The 15,306-nt window shown below is 66.6% G+C and carries 15 protein-coding genes and 1 riboswitch; of the genes, 9 read left to right on the forward strand and 6 right to left on the reverse strand.

Going from position 1 to position 15,306, the window contains the following annotated elements; genetic code table 11:
* Positions 1 to 29 precede the first annotated feature (29 nt).
* The 3 genes from JWQ81_RS27495 to JWQ81_RS45110 all read left to right on the forward strand — a co-directional run bounded on the left by JWQ81_RS27495 (position 30) and on the right by JWQ81_RS45110 (position 1,714).
* A complete protein-coding gene (locus JWQ81_RS27495; protein ID WP_297545998.1) occupies positions 30 to 407 on the forward strand; it encodes a hypothetical protein in 378 nt (125 codons plus the stop codon).
* A 44-nt stretch (positions 408 to 451) separates the two neighbouring features.
* Positions 452 to 1,294 (forward strand): type 1 glutamine amidotransferase domain-containing protein, encoded by an 843-nt coding sequence (locus JWQ81_RS27500; RefSeq protein ID WP_297546000.1) that lies wholly within the window; start codon positions 452 to 454, stop codon positions 1,292 to 1,294.
* Between the two features lie 147 nt (positions 1,295 to 1,441).
* A complete protein-coding gene (locus JWQ81_RS45110; RefSeq protein WP_366942341.1) occupies positions 1,442 to 1,714 on the forward strand; it encodes a VOC family protein in 273 nt (90 codons plus the stop codon).
* A 59-nt stretch (positions 1,715 to 1,773) separates the two neighbouring features.
* On the opposite strand, the gene JWQ81_RS27505 is transcribed toward JWQ81_RS45110, so the two are convergent.
* The gene (locus tag JWQ81_RS27505; RefSeq protein ID WP_297546001.1) at positions 1,774 to 3,444 is read right to left on the reverse strand and encodes an APC family permease; all 1,671 of its coding nucleotides are present in this window, start codon (positions 3,442 to 3,444) and stop codon (positions 1,774 to 1,776) included.
* Positions 3,445 to 4,064: 620 nt separating this feature from the next.
* Here JWQ81_RS27505 and JWQ81_RS27510 point away from each other — a divergent pair.
* Entirely contained in the window at positions 4,065 to 6,671 is a 2,607-nt protein-coding gene (locus JWQ81_RS27510; protein ID WP_297546002.1) for a hypothetical protein, read from the forward strand.
* A 77-nt stretch (positions 6,672 to 6,748) separates the two neighbouring features.
* Here JWQ81_RS27510 and JWQ81_RS27515 read toward each other — a convergent pair whose 3' ends face one another.
* Entirely contained in the window at positions 6,749 to 7,972 is a 1,224-nt protein-coding gene (locus JWQ81_RS27515; RefSeq protein ID WP_297546004.1) for an SGNH/GDSL hydrolase family protein, read from the reverse strand.
* Positions 7,973 to 8,465: 493 nt separating this feature from the next.
* Between JWQ81_RS27515 and JWQ81_RS27520 the strand changes: the two genes are divergently transcribed.
* Positions 8,466 to 9,017 (forward strand): GNAT family N-acetyltransferase, encoded by a 552-nt coding sequence (locus JWQ81_RS27520; RefSeq protein ID WP_297546006.1) that lies wholly within the window; start codon positions 8,466 to 8,468, stop codon positions 9,015 to 9,017.
* A gap of 24 nt (positions 9,018 to 9,041) precedes the next feature.
* Here the strand turns inward: JWQ81_RS27520 and JWQ81_RS27525 are convergent, their stop codons facing one another.
* Positions 9,042 to 10,295 carry an alpha/beta hydrolase gene (locus JWQ81_RS27525; RefSeq protein WP_297546007.1) on the reverse strand — a complete coding sequence of 418 codons (1,254 nt, stop codon included), beginning with the start codon at positions 10,293 to 10,295 and terminating at the stop codon, positions 9,042 to 9,044.
* Positions 10,296 to 10,386: 91 nt separating this feature from the next.
* Between JWQ81_RS27525 and JWQ81_RS27530 the strand changes: the two genes are divergently transcribed.
* Both JWQ81_RS27530 and JWQ81_RS27535 read left to right on the forward strand, forming a co-directional pair.
* Positions 10,387 to 10,848, forward strand: coding sequence for a MarR family transcriptional regulator (locus JWQ81_RS27530; protein WP_297546009.1), 462 nt, complete (start codon positions 10,387 to 10,389; stop codon positions 10,846 to 10,848).
* Positions 10,849 to 10,977: 129 nt separating this feature from the next.
* The gene (locus tag JWQ81_RS27535) at positions 10,978 to 11,721 is read left to right on the forward strand and encodes an SDR family oxidoreductase (RefSeq protein ID WP_297546010.1); all 744 of its coding nucleotides are present in this window, start codon (positions 10,978 to 10,980) and stop codon (positions 11,719 to 11,721) included.
* A gap of 3 nt (positions 11,722 to 11,724) precedes the next feature.
* On the opposite strand, the gene hisG is transcribed toward JWQ81_RS27535, so the two are convergent.
* Positions 11,725 to 12,585: an ATP phosphoribosyltransferase gene (gene hisG / locus JWQ81_RS27540; RefSeq protein ID WP_297546011.1), complete on the reverse strand. Its 861-nt coding sequence runs from the start codon at positions 12,583 to 12,585 to the stop codon at positions 11,725 to 11,727.
* Positions 12,586 to 12,829: 244 nt separating this feature from the next.
* Here hisG and tuf point away from each other — a divergent pair, with 244 nt between their 5' ends.
* Positions 12,830 to 14,017 carry an elongation factor Tu gene (gene tuf / locus JWQ81_RS27545; protein ID WP_297546013.1) on the forward strand — a complete coding sequence of 396 codons (1,188 nt, stop codon included), beginning with the start codon at positions 12,830 to 12,832 and terminating at the stop codon, positions 14,015 to 14,017.
* A 40-nt stretch (positions 14,018 to 14,057) separates the two neighbouring features.
* Here the strand turns inward: tuf and JWQ81_RS27550 are convergent, their stop codons facing one another.
* Complete coding sequence (locus JWQ81_RS27550; protein WP_297546014.1) at positions 14,058 to 14,252, reverse strand: DNA-binding protein; 195 nt, start codon at positions 14,250 to 14,252, stop codon at positions 14,058 to 14,060.
* Positions 14,249 to 14,836 carry a histidine phosphatase family protein gene (locus JWQ81_RS27555; RefSeq protein WP_297546016.1) on the reverse strand — a complete coding sequence of 196 codons (588 nt, stop codon included), beginning with the start codon at positions 14,834 to 14,836 and terminating at the stop codon, positions 14,249 to 14,251. The genes JWQ81_RS27550 and JWQ81_RS27555 overlap by 4 nt, the downstream gene beginning before the upstream one ends.
* Before the next feature lie 119 nt (positions 14,837 to 14,955).
* Positions 14,956 to 15,020, forward strand: a riboswitch (cobalamin riboswitch).
* Positions 15,021 to 15,086: 66 nt separating this feature from the next.
* Between JWQ81_RS27555 and JWQ81_RS27560 the strand changes: the two genes are divergently transcribed.
* Positions 15,087 to 15,302 carry a CbtB-domain containing protein gene (locus JWQ81_RS27560; protein ID WP_297546017.1) on the forward strand — a complete coding sequence of 72 codons (216 nt, stop codon included), beginning with the start codon at positions 15,087 to 15,089 and terminating at the stop codon, positions 15,300 to 15,302.
* Positions 15,303 to 15,306 lie beyond the last annotated feature (4 nt).

Below are 15,306 nucleotides of genomic sequence, written 5' to 3' on the forward strand. Positions count from 1 at the left end.
CGTCGGCGGTCACGACCAGAATGGCGGACGTGACCACCGACGAGGGAACCAACCGGCCGTTCCGGTGGGATCTCGTGCGCCCTGACCAGCTCGGGCTCGTGGTCGTGACGGCCGCTTGGTTCGGCGTTCTCCTGCTGCTCGGGGTGCCGTGGTCGGCCGGCGCGGCGCTGGGGGTCGTCGTCGCGGTCATCGCCGCGATCCGCACGGTGACCCGCACCGCCATCGACTTCGGCAGGCTCGGGATGATCACGTACGAAGGTGTGCTCATCCCGTTCGGGCTGATCGCCCAACTGGTCCGCGGTCCGGAACTGCTCCTGATCGGGCTGGCCGTGCTTGCCGCCGGGATGACGCTCGCCGTCGCCGTGCCGGTCGTGCTCGTGTTGTCGGCCCTGGTGACGTTGACCTAGCCGCCGCCTGGAATCCTGCGGTCACGAATTCGTAGGAGGCAGACGTGGCGAAAGTGCTGATCCCGGTACCCGCGAGGGATTCCGACCCGTCCGAAGTGGCGGTCAGCTGGCGGGTGCTCACCGACGCCGGGCACGACGTCGTTTTCGCCAGCCCTGACGGGAAGCAGGCACACTGCGACGAGCTGATGGTCACCGGCGAGGGACTGGACCTGTGGGGGCGTGTTCCCGGCCTTCGCAAGCTGCCTGTCCTCGGGCGCGTGCTGCGAGCGGACTCCGTGGCGCGGGCCGCCCACTCCGCACTACTGGGCGACGCGGCGTGGCGTTCTCCGATCCGCTGGGAAGACATCGAGCTGGGAGAGTTCGAGGCGCTCCTCCTGCCCGGCGGCCATCGCGCGCGCGGGATGCGCGAGTACCTGGAAAGCGCGGTGCTGCAGACGCTGGTGGTCGACGCGTTCCACCGCGACCTGCCGGTGGCCGCGATCTGCCACGGTGTCCTGCTCGCCGCCCGCAGCACCGACCCGGCGACCGGCCGTTCGGTACTCCACGGGCACCGCACAACCGCCTTGACCTGGCAGCTCGAAGGCACGGCGTGGAGGCTCGCCCGCCGGACGAGGTTCTGGGACCCCGACTACTACCGGACGTACTCCGAGGCACCGGGCCAGCCGGACGGCTACATGTCCGTGCAGCAGGAGGTCACCAGGGCGCTGGCGGATCCGGCCGACTTCCTCGACGCACCCCGTGACGACCGGATGAAGACCAGTGGCCGTTCGCGGGACACACTCGACGACGAACGTCCGGCCTTCATCGTCGAGGACGGCAAGTATCTCTCCGCCCGCTGGCCCGGAGACGTCCACACCTTCGCCAAACGCTTCGCCGCCCTACTCTGATTAAGACTCTTGTGTCGTATCCGTGGGTCCCCGGGGTGCTGGTTGATGTGTGCTGGTGGCGTTTACAGCGGCAAGGACCGGGGCGAATAGGGACTTCCTCGCTGATCTGAGGGCCGGTCGTGTCGTGTCGGTGAGCGGTCAAAAGCACTGTCGGTAGCCGAGTGTGGGACTCGGCGCCGTGAACGTGGGACTCGCCGCCGTGAGTGTGGGACTCGCGGGCCGAGTCGGCGAGTCCCACACTCAGGTCTACGAGTCCCACACTCACCGACCGTCGACGACCTCGACCAGGCGACGGAACAGGCGAAAGCCCTGGGAGCCGAAGTCGTCCGAGAGCGAACGGAGCTCCCGGCCGGTTCGCTCGTGGTGATCGACGATCCGACGGGCGCCACGCTCGTCCTCTGGAAGGCAAAGACGCCTTAGGTATGGAAAAGCCCGGGAAAGCCTCGCATAGAAGGCTTTCCCGGGCTTTCACCGAGCTGTCAGGCGGTGAGGATGTCCGGCTCGACGGCGATCTCGTCCTCTTCCCTGGCCACCGCGGCTTGGACCTTGTCTGTGGTCATCGCCAGGCTCACGGCCCAGTAGAAGATGACCAGCGAGAAGGCGATGACCACGGCCAGGTCGATCCACTCGGGGAGGATGCTCTTGTTTCCCGCGTTCGGGACACTGGAGTACCGGCCCAGGTAGCCGATCACCACGGTGCCGATCAGCCACGGACCGATCCACCAGGCGGACCGCCACTCCATTTCGAGCGCCCGCTCCGACTTGGAGACGGCCTGGGTGATCTCGAACAGGACGAACCCGACGATGATCGCGACCACGATCTTCCAGGTGATGTCGAAACCGGCCCAGTACATGATCAGGTTGGCCGACGCGAACCCGACCGGCGCCATCAGTTTCGGCGCCGGGAGCTTGTACGGGCGGGGGCGGCCCGGGTCGCGCTTGCGCAGCGCGGCCAGCGAAATCGGAGCGAAGGCGTACATGGTCGCCGTCGCCGAGGTCACCACGCCGACCAGTTGCTGCCAACTCGGGAACGGCAGGAAAGCGATCTCGCCCACCACGAACGCGAGGAGGATCGACCAGATCGGGACACCGCGGAGGGTGAGCTTGCCGAGCTTCGGCGAAAGCAGCTTCTCCTTGCCCAGCGCGTACGACAGCCGCGCCGAGGTACCCACATAGACGAGGCCGGTCCCGGCAGGGGAAACGAACGCGTCCGCGTAGAGGACGTACGACAGCCAGCCGGCGCCGGCCGCGACGGCCAACGTCGCGTAAGGACCGAAGTCTCCCTTGGCGATCGGGTTCCCCCAGCCGTGGATCAGGTTCGCCGGATCGAGCGAGCCGACGAACGCGATCTCGAGGCCGATGTAGATGACGGTGCCGATGATCATCGCGGCGATCACCGCGCGTGAGATGTCCTTCTGGGGGTTCTTGGCCTCACCGCCCAGTTGAATGCACTGTTCGAAGCCTTGCAAGGCGAAGACCACACCCAGTGGAAGAGCCGCGAAGACGCCGTGCGCGCCGAACGGCGCGAAGCCACCGCCCGCGTGGAAGTTCGACGAGTGGAAGCTGAGCGTGAGCAACAGGATGATGGTGAGGACCGGGACGGCGGTCTTCCAGATCACCGTGACGGAGTTGCTCTCCGACAGCAGCTTCACCCCGACGATATTGATCGTGGTGAAGAGGATCATCAGCAGCGTGGCCCAGCAGAACCCGCTGAAGGTCAGGCTGCCGTTCTCCTTGAGCAGGTTCAGGTTGTCCTTCACCCAGGAAATATTGTCCAGGTACGCCAGGCTCGCCTCGACCTCGATCGGGGCGATGGCCACGGCTTGGAGCCAGGCTGTCCAACCGGCGGTGAACCCGGCTACGGCGCCGAAGGCGAAGGCCGGGAACCGAGCCGTACCACCGGCAACCGGATAGGCGGCGCCGAGTTCGGCGTGGATCAGGGCCAGGACGGCGAGCATCGCAGCCGCCAGCACCCAGGAGAGCAGCGAAGCGGGTCCGGCGGACTTGGCGGCGTTCAGCGCCCCGAGCAACCACCCTGAGCCGATGATCGAGCCCAGTGAGATGAACATCAGTCCGTAGAAGCCGACCGATCTCTTGAACTTACCGCCGCCAGGCGGCGCACTTTGGGGGGATTCAACGGGAGTCGCCATCGCTACCTCAATCTGAGCCGGTCATTCCAGGCCATTCCACCGCCGGGGAAGGTCCCGCGAATCGGCCTTTCCGCGCATTTCACTGACCCTAGAGCGAGCCCCCGGCAACAGGCTTGCAGCATTGTTCCATACGTGCCCAGAGAAGGAAATGTCCCGGCCGTGGTTACTACACTTTAACTGGCATCAATGCTGAAAACGTTCTCTTTCACCCTTGGGAATTGTCCTTTTTGTCGGACTGATCACGACTGGCTATCCGGCGATCGGCGCACTTCACATCGATTGCTTGATCTCGAATTAACATTCGATCGCCACTTCACCATCGATCGGTACGAAAGGGAAACATTCACTGCCCGAAGCGACTCGAACGGCGTTATCGGCGCGTAACCACTAAGGCACTCAGGGCTACCACCGAACGCCGACAGCCGGCCGTCGGCGTTCCCCGACTCCCCGATCACTTGCCGGAGGTCGCCGTCTAGTGGTCGACAGACAGTCAAAGAACCGACGACTGACCAGCACAGCGAGTCATGACACGTTCGGACCAGTGCAAACAGTGGTCTGCCGACTATATTCATCGGATGTCTGCCTAGTTCACACTCTCGCCGTCCCCGCTGGAGAACCTGATGCGAATCGCCACTGCTGTCGCGCACCTGGTCACCGCCGCCATCGCCCTCGGAACACTCGGGGCGATACCAGGCCGTGCCCCTGACATCCTCTACACCTCCCCTACCGGCTCCGGCCGGTCCTGCAGTAACTACGACCCGTGTGCGCTGGACACGGCCCGCGACCAGGTCCGGACCCTGGTCCCACACGCCAAAGGCGATGTCGTGGTCCAGTTGAGCGGCGGGACCTATCGGCTGACGAGCCCCCTGCAACTCGGTGTCCAGGACTCCGGCACCGGGCCCGGTCACCAGGTCGTCTACCAGGCTGCGCCCGGCCAGACCCCGGTCCTCAGCGGCGCTCAACGGGTCACCGGCTTCACCCAGGTCGACGCCGCGAAGAACATCTACCGGGCGCAGGTGCCGAAGGACGTCGACAGCCGCGAACTGTTCGTCGACGGTGTCCGTGCCGACCGCGCTCGCAGTGCGAACAACCCGGGGGGCTTCTCGGTGACCAGCACCGGGTTCACCACCAGCGACCCCGCCTACACCTCGTGGACCAACACGCCCGGGGTCGAGATCGTGCAGAACAACGCGTGGAAGCAGATGCGCTGCCCACTGGCGTCGATCACCGCGAGCGCGTCCGGCGGTTCCGACCTCACCGTCGACCCGGCCTGCTGGAACAACAACCACAGCTCGGTGCCCAACCCGAGTTTCCCCTTCAACGGCGCGGGGCTGCCGTCGCTGGACGGGATCACTTGGCTCGAGAACTCCTACCAGCTTCTCGGCACCCCCGGGCAGTTCTACCTCGACAGCGCCGCCGGTCAGCTGTACTACGTCCCGCGGGCCGGGGAGGACCTGACCAAGGCCGACGTCGAACTGCCCGTCGCGCCGGAGCTCCTCGACGTCGCCGGCACCCCGGGTCATCTGGCCCCGTTGAACGACAACGACTGGCGTGCCACCTACACCGGTGCCTGGAACGTCTCGAACGGGCGGCACCTCGGTGACCTCGGCGACGACGTGCACTACACCCAAACGAACGGTGACGCGTTCAGCTACACCTTCACCGGGACCGGAATCCAGGTGCTGTCCGAGACCGACGCCAGCGAAGGCAACGCCGACGTCTACGTCGACGGCAAGAAGGTGCAGACGGTCTCCGGAAACGGACCCACCCGGCTCGCCCAGCAAGCGATGGTTTCGATCACCGGGCTCACCAAGGCCAAGCACACCGTGCGCGTGGTCAAGACCAGCGGTGACTACCTGCTGATCGACGGCATGACCGTCATCCCGGACGTCATCGCGCCGGTGCACGACGTCGCGTTCACCGGGCTCACCTTCGCTTACACGACGTGGAACGCCCCCACCACCCAGGGCTACATCGACAACCAGGCCGGGGTGCTGTGGGATCCGACCACCCGGACCCCGATCCGCATCCCGGCGGCGGTGCAGGTGCACCGCGGTTCGCGGATCTCCTTCACCGGCGACGTCGTCCAGCACACCGGAACCAGCGGGATCGATCTTGCCGACCAGACGCAGAACTCGTCGGTGACCGGCAGCTCGATCACGGACACATCGGGCGGCGGCGTGTCGATCGGCGAGGTCGACGACTACTACCAGACCCAGCCTTCACTCATGACCAGTGGCAACACCGTGTCCACCAGCGTGGTGCAGCGGCCGGGCCAGGAGTACAAGGACGCCGTCGGCATCTGGGTCGGCCACAGCCGCGGGACCACGTTGTCGCACAACGACATCGGCTACACGCCATACTCCGGCATCTCCATCGGCTGGGGCTGGGGCTGGGCTTCGGACTGCACGTTGCAGGCGAAGCAGGGCCTGCCGAACTGCCGGCACGGCACGACCTACACCGGCGGCAACCACGTGGTCGGCAACCATGTGCACAGCGTCATGGGCACGTTGAGCGACGGGGGCCCGGTCTACACCCTCGGCGGTGAGGCTTCGGGTTCGGAGTTCGACGGCAACGTCCTCGGCGAGTGCATCGGCGGGTGCAACATGATCTACCACGACGAGGGCAGCTCGTTGTGGAACACCCATGACAACGTGGTGGAGTTCAGCAACGGCTCGCTGTGGCTGAACCTGTGGACGCCGAGCATCCACGACGACTCCATTCACGACAACTACACCGACACCGACCGGTTCAACAACAACGGCACCAACATCGCCTTCAAGCCCTCGACCGTGGTCCCGGACGGCCGCTGGCCCGCGCCGGCGCAGGCGATCATCGACGCGGCCGGGCCGGGAAAGACCACCGGCAAGGTCCTCGACGACGACGATCTGCGGATCGGCTACACCGGCAGCTGGTCGTCAAGTGGTTCGCGCGGCCTTGGCGATCTCGACAACGGTGTCCACTACACGCAGCAGAACGGTGATTCCGCGACGATCACGTTCACCGGAACCGGGATCTCCTTCCTGACCGAGACGAACTCCGACGAGGGAGATGTCGGCGTCACGCTCGACGGCGCCGCGCAGCCGACGGTCAGTGCCAACACGGCCCAGCGACAGTCCCAGCACCCGCTCTACTCGGTATCGGGACTGGCCGCCGGACCGCACACGCTGACCGTGACCAAGCTGAGTGGAACGTACTTCCTGGTCGACGGATTCACGGTGCAGTAAGAACTCCGCACGGGAAAGCAGCAGGCGTCTGGGGACCTCTTACCCCGCAACGGGACTCGATGTCCCCAGACGCCTGCTCACTTCAGCAGTCCCAGGTCGATCGCGTTCGCGAGTGCCTGCATGCCGGCTTCGTTCGGGTGGAGATGGTCACCCGAATCGAAGGCCGGGTTCAGTGCTGCCGGGTTGGAGGGATCTTGCACTGCCTTGTCGAAGTCGACAACGCCGTCAAAGGCGCCGCTGGTGCGTATCCAGGTGTTCGCGGCCTGCCGGATCGCTTCGGCGGAAGCGCTGTAGTAGCCGGCACCGAAGTCCGGGAGAATCGTGCCCCCGATGATCCGGACACCGGCCGTGTGGGCCTGGGCGATGAGGTTTTGGTAACCGCCGATGAGGTCCTGCGCGGTGAGCGGGCCGCCGTTTGGACCGGCGTTGTTGCCGATGTCGTTGATCCCTTCCATCAGGATCACGTCGCGGACGCCGGGCTGGCCGAGCACGTCGTGGGCGAACCGCTTGATCGCGCTGACCCCCTGCCAGATATTGGGGACGTCGGTCAGCACCCGGTTGCCACCGAGGCCGGCGTTCACCACTCCCAGTGGGTGGCCGCCGCCAAGCCGGCGGGCCAGATCGTCGGGCCAGGTGTGGTACGCCCCGCCCGGGGTGTTGTAGCCGTCGGTGATCGAGTCACCGAAGGCCACGACGGTGCCGCGGGCGGCCGGTGCCACGACGTCCATTCCGGACAGGTAGTACCAGGAGGTCGTGGCGGTGATGTAGTTGCCGTCCTCGTCTTCGGCGGTGTGGTTTCCCGGTTTGGACAGGTAGGTCGTGTCGAAGGCGTCGGAATGCCAGGTGGCGGAACTGGTCGCCCGAGGCAGGTAGAGGCTGACCAGCAGACTGCTTTGCGGCGCGACCGTGATCGGGACGGGATCGCTGAACACCTCCGCCCCGGCCGGGATCGTCACGGTTTTCGCGTGGGAGAACGTGACCGAGTGGTGCGAACCCGCGACAGCGGTGGCTTTGTCCGACTGGAGGGCGACATCCATCGCGCCCACGGACAGCGGTGTGGTGCTGCGCAGGTTCGACAGTTTGAGACGCACGGACGATCCGCCGACGGTGGTATGGACCACCATCCGGATCGTCTGGTCGGTGAAGTCGGGGCCGCCGATCGTCATGCTCGGCCCCCACGTCGCGACGCGCGCCGCCGTGGCCGCATCCGCAGTGGGAACTGCCAGAGCGGGAACTGCCAGAGCTGGTACCGCCAGAACCGCCGCTACCAACGCGGCCACCGAACCGAGAGATCTCGACATTGTGACTCCTGTTCAAGGTGATTGCCCCCCGCGAGCTTCAACTTGAGAATACCCCCGGAATAGGACCGGCGGAATAAGAAAAAACGTGGATGTGGGTTTTGGGACAGCAGATTTCCCGAGGCGCACATTCATTCGAAGAATGCTGTCAAAAACCGCGCGAGTCGTAATTAACGAATGACGCGTGGGGACTTTTGTCCACGCTTCGGTCATATGCGCTGGGGTCGCGAACGTGGAACTCAGCGCCCCGATCGTGGGACTCGCGGTATACCCCGGCGCCGTCGGCGAGTCCCACGCACCCCGTCGGCGAGTCCCACACTGACGGAACCGAGTCCCACACCCGGCCCCTAGCCTCCACCGCCACGCAACTCGACGGCGACTTGCGGTCTCTTAGAAACTAAGAAACCCCACAAAAGCGCAAAAGTGCGACGCCGGTCCTTGCGCTCTCAAGCAGTGGAAGCGGCAAGCGTCGCATGGTGTTGGCTATCGTGGCGGGATGACGGTCACCCACCGAACGCCGGACAAGACGTCGACCGGCACCGGGCTTCGCCTCCGGCCCCTCCGGCTGGACGACGAGGCCGCAGTCCTCTCGGCCCACGAGTCGCTGGCACTCGACGAGTTCACGTTCGCTCTGCACTACCTGCCGCCCATGCGGTGGAGTACCTACCTGATGCGGCTCGACCGGATGCGCACCGGGATCGAAATGCCGAAAGGCTTCGTCCAGGACACCTTCCTGGTGGCCGAGGTCGACGGCGAACTCGTCGGGCGCGCGAGCATCCGTCATTCGCTCAACGACTATCTCCTGCGCTTCGGTGGCCACATCGGTTACGCCGTGCTGCCGCAGCACCGGAGGCGGGGCTACGCCACCGAGATGCTGCGGCAGTCCGTGATCATCGCCCGATCCGTCGGGGTCGACCGGGTACTCGTGACCTGCGACGAGACGAACACCGGCTCGGCCACCATTATCGAACGGGCGGGCGGGGTGTTCGAGTCCTTGGAGTACGAAAAGCCGGGAGGCGCGGCGAAACGCCGCTACTGGATCGACTAAGCGTCCGCGGACCTGTCGGTGTCCTTATCGGACCTTCGCGAGGCCCGCGGGTACTCCGCCCGACCACCAGATCGGGTCGGCCGATCCGTCGGTCGTGCGGCCGTCGCGGTGCACGAAGTACCGCTCGTCGCGACCCGGTTCGTCGAAGTCGCCGTCGAGGGCACGGACGATCCATTCGGCGGAGAAGGAGAACATCTCGGCGGCAACTCCGCCGAGTGGGTGGAATTCGTCCTCGTAGACGCGCATCTCCTTCGGTGCGGAGATCTTTTCGTAGGCGGCGAGTGCCCGCTCGACCGGTGTCAGCTCGTCGAATTCGCCGACTCCCACCAGCACCGGCCGCCGAATCCCGGAAAGCAGGTCGCCCAATGGCATGGCGGCCTTGACCTCGCGGTCGAAAGCCGCTTCGTCCTCGTATCCCGACATGTACAGGTAGTTGTTCTTGAAGCTCGGCTGGGCGCGCTCGAAGATGGTCTCGAAGTCACCGATGACGGCTTCCATCGTGGCCGCGGCACGCAACCGCGTGCCCGATAACGCCATTGCCCGCAGCGCCCAGTACCCGCTCATGCTGATCCCGAACATGCCGATCCGAGTCTCGTCGACCTCCGGCAGCGAGGCGAGATACGCGGCGTAGGTCTCGATCGCCCGGCTGTAGTTGTCCAGGTCGACGACCAGTCCCCTGGCCCGCGACTCACCCTGACCCGGGCCTTCGATCGACAGGGCGACAACACCTCTCGAGGTGTAGTACCGCTCGGCGGCATAGATGTAGTCCTCTTTGATCATGTCCATCCCCGGCCCCAGGATCACCGCCGGCGCCCCGGACACAGGCCCGGCAGGAAGGTGCAACAGCCCGAAGATCTTTTCGCCCTCGAAGTCCAGCTCGACCCGGCGCACGGTGTTTCCCCGCAGCACGCCCAGCCGCTCGACGCAGTGATCGCATCGCCCGCGCAGCAACGTCTTCCGCTCGTCGCCGGCGTCAAACAGGGAGTACTGGGCTCGGCCGAACATCACCGCGGCGCGCAGGTAGAGGTCCGAAGCCGCCCTACCGAAACCGTGCAGCTCGTGGTGCCGCGCCCGCTCTTCGGCCTGCGCCGCGATCGTCGCCCAGGCCTTCGGCAGCATCGCCCCGCTCTTGACCAGCGCGAACACCTTGTCGAAATCAGTGGTGTCGTGACCCAGCTGCTCGAGCGTCGGCTTGGCTCCCGGGTGCAGTGCGTCGAATCCGCCCTGAGCCAGGGCGAGATCCAGGGACCAGTTCTGTCCTTCCGACCGTGTCGTCATGATGCCTCCAACCATTTGACTAAGTACTTAGCTAAAGTAGCTCATCATCCCCAGACCCGCAAGCTGCCGACAAATCAGGAAGGATGCGAACGTGACCGACCGACCCGCCTCTGCCGAACGCACCGAGGCCATCCAGGAACTCGCGCGCGGCGCGTACCGGCTCAGCGCTGCGGACTCGCGGCTGCGAGGACGCGCGACCCGAAGCCGGGACGCGCTTTCGCTGGCCCATGCACGGGCGTTGAAGAGCCTGGCCGAGGCAGGCCCGATGACGGTCGGCCAACTGGCGACGCGGGTGGAAACCACCGGCGCCGCGGTCACTCAGCTGGTCAACGGCCTGGAAGCCGCCGGTTTCGTCACCCGCGACCGGGCGAGCACCGGCGACCGCCGAACCTCGACGGTCGCCCTGACCGAGAGCGGCCGACTCCGGCACACCGAGCGGGAGGACCATCTTTCCTTGCTGCTCAAGGAAAGTCTCGCCGATCTGGACGAGGCTTCGCTGTCCGTCGCCACCGAGGTCTTGAACCGGCTGGCCGCCATGTACGACTCACTCTGAGTCGACCTGCGTCTCGCCAGGGATCGCGAATCCCTGGATAAGCGCTCCTCTCCCGCCCGGCCGGAGTCGCCCGCATAGTTGGCGGTGCGGGGCACCTCAGCCCCGCACCGGAAGAGAGCGAACATTCCCATGAAGGCCACGGGCAACACGATTCTGATCACCGGCGGCACCTCGGGCATCGGGCTCGGTCTGGCCCTGCGCTTTCTTGAGGCCGGCAACAAGGTGATCGTCGCCGGACGGCGCAAGGAGCTGCTCGATCAGATCACGACCGACCACCCCGGCATCGAGACGATCGTCCTCGACGTCACCGACCCCGCGTCGATCGCCCACCTCAGCGAGACGGTGACCACTACCTATCCGGAGGTGAACGTCCTGGTCAACAACGCGGGCATCATGCTGCCGGAAATCCTCCTCGATGCCGGCTCCTTGCAGGTCGCCGAGGACACCGTCACCACCAACCTGCTCGGCCCCATCCGGCTGGTCAACGCCTTCCTGCCCCAGCTGGTGGCCAAGGACGACGCCGTCATCATCAACGTCAGCTCCGGGCTGGCGTTCGTACCGCTGCCCTTGACGCCGACCTACAACGCCACCAAAGCCGCGATCCACTTCTTTACCGAAAGCCTGCGCGTCCAGCTCGCCGGCACCGCGGTCCAGGTGATCGAACTGGTCCCGCCGGCCGTGCGGACGACCCTGCTGGGGCAGCAGGACAGCGAGCAGGCCATGCCACTGCAGGACTTCCTCGCCGAGGCCATGAACCTGCTACGGACCCAGCCCGATGCCCGGGAAATCCTCGTAGAGAACGTCAAGTTCCTGCGCTACGCCGAGGCCAACGGCACCTACGACAACGTCCTGTCCATGCTCAGCGGCAACTGACCGCTAGACGCGGCAGCCTTCGATGGCGGTGACGAGGATACCCTTCGCGCCGATCTTCTGGAGCTCGTCCATGATCCGCTGCGATTCCCGCCGCTTGACCAGCGAGCGCACGGCGACCCAGTTCTCGTCGGCCATCGGCGAGAGGGTCGGCGACTCGAGGCCGGGGGTCAGCGCGCATGCCCGCTCGAGGGCGACCTTCGGGCAGTCGTAGTCCATGATCGCGTAAATCCGCGAGTTCAGGACGCCACGCAGCCGTTCGACCAGCGACCGGACCGCTTCGGTCTGCTCGTCGTCGAGAGTCCGGGCGGTGCTCTGGACGAGGATCGCTTCGGACCGCATCAGCGGCTCACCGAACGTGACGAGCCCCGCCTTCTGCAGCGACTCGCCGGTCTCGACGACGTCGGCGACCGCATCGGCGACGCCGAGCTCGATGGCGTTCTCGACCGCGCCGTCGAGCTGGACGAGGTCGACCTTGATCCCGGTCTCGGCCAGGTGCTTCTCCACCAGCGCCGGGAAGCTCGTCGCGACGCGGCACCCGTCGAGCTCGGCGATGGTGGAGATCCCGCCCGGCGGCGCGGCGAAGCGGAACGACGCCTTCGCGAACCCGAGGTCCAGAATGGACTTCGCCGGCGCGCCGGAGTTCACCAGCAGGTCCAGCCCGGTGATCCCGACGTCGAGCGAGCCCGAGCCGACGTAGGTCGCGATGTCCTTGGGGCGCTGGAAAAAGAACAGGATGTCGTTCTCGTTGTCGATGCTCCGCAGCTCGCGGTGGTCACGATGCGCGCGGTACCCGGCGTCGGTCAGCAGCCTGATGGCGTCGGCGCTCAACGATCCCTTGTTCGGTACAGCCACGCGAAGTGTCATGCCGCCATCCTCGCAGCCACCCAAAATCGGATGACAACGGCCACCTGGTCCTGACATCGTTGTCCCATGTTCCCGGTGACCGATATCGCAACGCCCGCAGGCCTGTCCCTGCCGGGCGCGATGTCGCCGTGGGCGGCCGGCGCTCGAAGCTGACCCTTCTCCTTTCCCTTTCCGCGGGACCGGCGGAGAAGGGTGGTCACGCGTCGGTCTCGCGCTATTTTTCGGCCACCGCAAGGGAAAAATCATGAGCAAGCAGCAGTACGTGCGGACGAAGCCGCACCTGAACATCGGCACCATGGGCCACGTCGACCACGGCAAGACGACGCTGACCGCCGCGATCACGAAGGTGCTCGCCGAGCGCGAGGGCGCGACGAACAGCTTCGTCGCGTTCGACCGCATCGACCGCGCGCCCGAGGAGATCGAGCGCGGGATCACCATCAACATCGCGCACGTCGAGTACGAGACGGCGACCCGGCACTACGCGCACGTCGACATGCCCGGCCACGCGGACTACGTCAAGAACATGATCACCGGCGCCGCCCAGTTGGACGGCGCGATCCTGGTCGTGTCCGCGCAGGACGGTTCCATGCCGCAGACGCGGGAGCACGTCGTGCTCGCGCGGCGGATCGGGGTGCCGCACATCGTGGTCGCGCTGAACAAGGCGGACCTCGTCGCCGACGAGGACCTGCTGGACCTGGTGGAGCTGGAGGTCCGCGAGCTGCTCACGCAGTACGGGTTCGACGGCGACACGGTGCCGGTGGTCCGCGTCTCCGGGCTGCGGGCGCTCGACGGCGACCCGGAGTGGTCTCAGCGCGTCGTCGACCTGCTCGCCGCGGTCGACGAGCACGTGCCGGTGCCGCCGCGGCTGCTCGACGAGCCGTTCCTGATGGCCATCGAGAACGTGCTGACCATCAGCGGCCGCGGCACGGTGGTCACCGGGGCCGTGGAGCAGGGCACGATCCGTGTCGGCGAGGCGGTGGAGGTCGTCGGGCTCGGGCCGACCGTGACCAGCGTCTGCACTGGGCTGGAGACCTTCGGCAAGGCACTGGACCAGGCGCAGGCCGGGGACAACGCCGCGGTGCTCCTGCGCGGGGTGAAGCGGCACGAAGTCAGGCGCGGGCAGGTGCTCTGCCTGCCGGGCAGCGTGACGCCGCACCACCGCTTCCGCGCCAACGTGTACGTGCTGTCGGAGAAAGAAGGCGGGCGCCGGACGCCGTTCGCCGACAACTACCGGCCGCAGTTCCACTTCCGCACGAGTGACGTCGTCGGTGTGGTGGGGCTCGGCGAGGCGGGCATCGCGCGGCCCGGTGACGACGCCGAGTTCACCGTCGAGCTCGGCAAGCCGGTCGCGATGACCGTCGGGCTCGGTTTCGCCGTCCGCGAGGGCGGCCGGACCGTGGCCGCGGGCACAGTGGCCGAGTTGCTCGGTTGAACAGGCCTGCCTCCCCCCGAAACTTCGGGGAGGCAGGCGTTCAGCCGGCGTCGGCGAACGTCCGGCCCTGCTCGGCGAGCGCCGCGCGGAGGATGCCGAGCGCCTTCGGGCCCATACCGTGCAACTTACTGAGCTCGGCTTCGGAGACCTCGGTCAGCTGCTCCAGCCGCGTGTAACCAGCCGCGGCGAGCGCCCGGGTGGCCGGCGCGCCGATCTTGGGAAACGCGTCCGTCATGGCTCTCCTCTGCTGTCGGCCAGTGGATGCCCGGTCTCGCGCAGCGTCCAGCGGCCGCCGTGCGCCGACACGATGGTCTGCGACAGCGGCGAGACGTCGATGCGCCAGAACGACTCCGCGTGCGCGCCCAGGACGTTCACGACGATGGCCCTGATCACCGAGGGATGGGTGATCGCCGCGACGCGTCCGGCGTCGTCGCCGAGGCCGTCGAGCCACGCGGCCGTCCGGTCGAGCAACCCGCGCAGCGACTCGCCGCCGTGCGGGGCGGCTTCGGGCTCGGTCAGCCAGGACATCAGCGCGGTCGGGTCGAGGCTCTCGAGGTCGGCAAGCCCGTGACCTCGCCACGAGCCGACGTCAAGATCCGCCAACGCGGGGTCGACGACTGGGGAGACCCCGAGCGCCGCGGCCGTCTGCGAGCAGCGTCTCTCGGGGCCGCACCACACGGCACCGACCCGGCGCAACGCCCCGGCATTGGCCTCGGCCTGCGTGGTTCCGTGCTCGTCGAGCGGCTCGTCGTCGGGGAAATCGGCCGCGCGGGTGGCGGCTGTCGGCGCGTGGCAGACCAGGATCAGGCGGGTGGTCATCCGCTGGGAACTCCCTCGGGGACTCGGGACGGTGGGTGAGGATGATCTCGCAACCGATTCGGCTGATTGACACCCACCTCACACGGTGCCTACGGTCTATCGACCGACGTCTGGCGTAAGCCGGTGTGAAACCGGCACGGTCGCGCCACTGTGAACGCGTCCCGCCTGGGACTCGTGAGTCAGACACCCAGACGTCAACGAGTTAACCAGCACCATCTAGAGGGTCGCGTCAACCCAAGGAGGTACCGCCATGAGCCTTGCCGCTCCCCTTCCCGCGTCGGTTCCGATTCCGATCCGCATCCCGCTGCGCCAGGTTCTGCCGTGGGCGATCTTCATCGGCTTCCTCGCCGTCCTCGCGCTGTACTTCGTCGGCGCCGAGCAGGGCGCCACCTCGCTCGTATCGGGGCACTACGTGCACGAGTTCGTGCACGACGCCCGGCACCTCCTCGGTTTCCCTTGCCACTGATCGG

The sequence above is a fragment of the Amycolatopsis sp. genome (assembly GCF_025464955.1).
GTDB lineage: Bacteria > Actinomycetota > Actinomycetes > Mycobacteriales > Pseudonocardiaceae > Amycolatopsis.

Coding starts and splice junctions, on each gene's coding strand:
- JWQ81_RS27505 (WP_297546001.1), bottom strand. CDS start 3,444: ATGGCGACTCCCGTTGAATCCCCCCAAAGTGCGCCGCCTGGCGGCGGT.
- JWQ81_RS27510 (WP_297546002.1), top strand. CDS start 4,065: ATGCGAATCGCCACTGCTGTCGCGCACCTGGTCACCGCCGCCATCGCC.
- JWQ81_RS27515 (WP_297546004.1), bottom strand. CDS start 7,972: ATGTCGAGATCTCTCGGTTCGGTGGCCGCGTTGGTAGCGGCGGTTCTG.
- JWQ81_RS27520 (WP_297546006.1), top strand. CDS start 8,466: ATGACGGTCACCCACCGAACGCCGGACAAGACGTCGACCGGCACCGGG.
- JWQ81_RS27525 (WP_297546007.1), bottom strand. CDS start 10,295: ATGACGACACGGTCGGAAGGACAGAACTGGTCCCTGGATCTCGCCCTG.
- JWQ81_RS27535 (WP_297546010.1), top strand. CDS start 10,978: ATGAAGGCCACGGGCAACACGATTCTGATCACCGGCGGCACCTCGGGC.
- hisG (WP_297546011.1), bottom strand. CDS start 12,585: ATGACACTTCGCGTGGCTGTACCGAACAAGGGATCGTTGAGCGCCGAC.
- tuf (WP_297546013.1), top strand. CDS start 12,830: ATGAGCAAGCAGCAGTACGTGCGGACGAAGCCGCACCTGAACATCGGC.
- JWQ81_RS27550 (WP_297546014.1), bottom strand. CDS start 14,252: ATGACGGACGCGTTTCCCAAGATCGGCGCGCCGGCCACCCGGGCGCTC.
- JWQ81_RS27555 (WP_297546016.1), bottom strand. CDS start 14,836: ATGACCACCCGCCTGATCCTGGTCTGCCACGCGCCGACAGCCGCCACC.
- JWQ81_RS27560 (WP_297546017.1), top strand. CDS start 15,087: ATGAGCCTTGCCGCTCCCCTTCCCGCGTCGGTTCCGATTCCGATCCGC.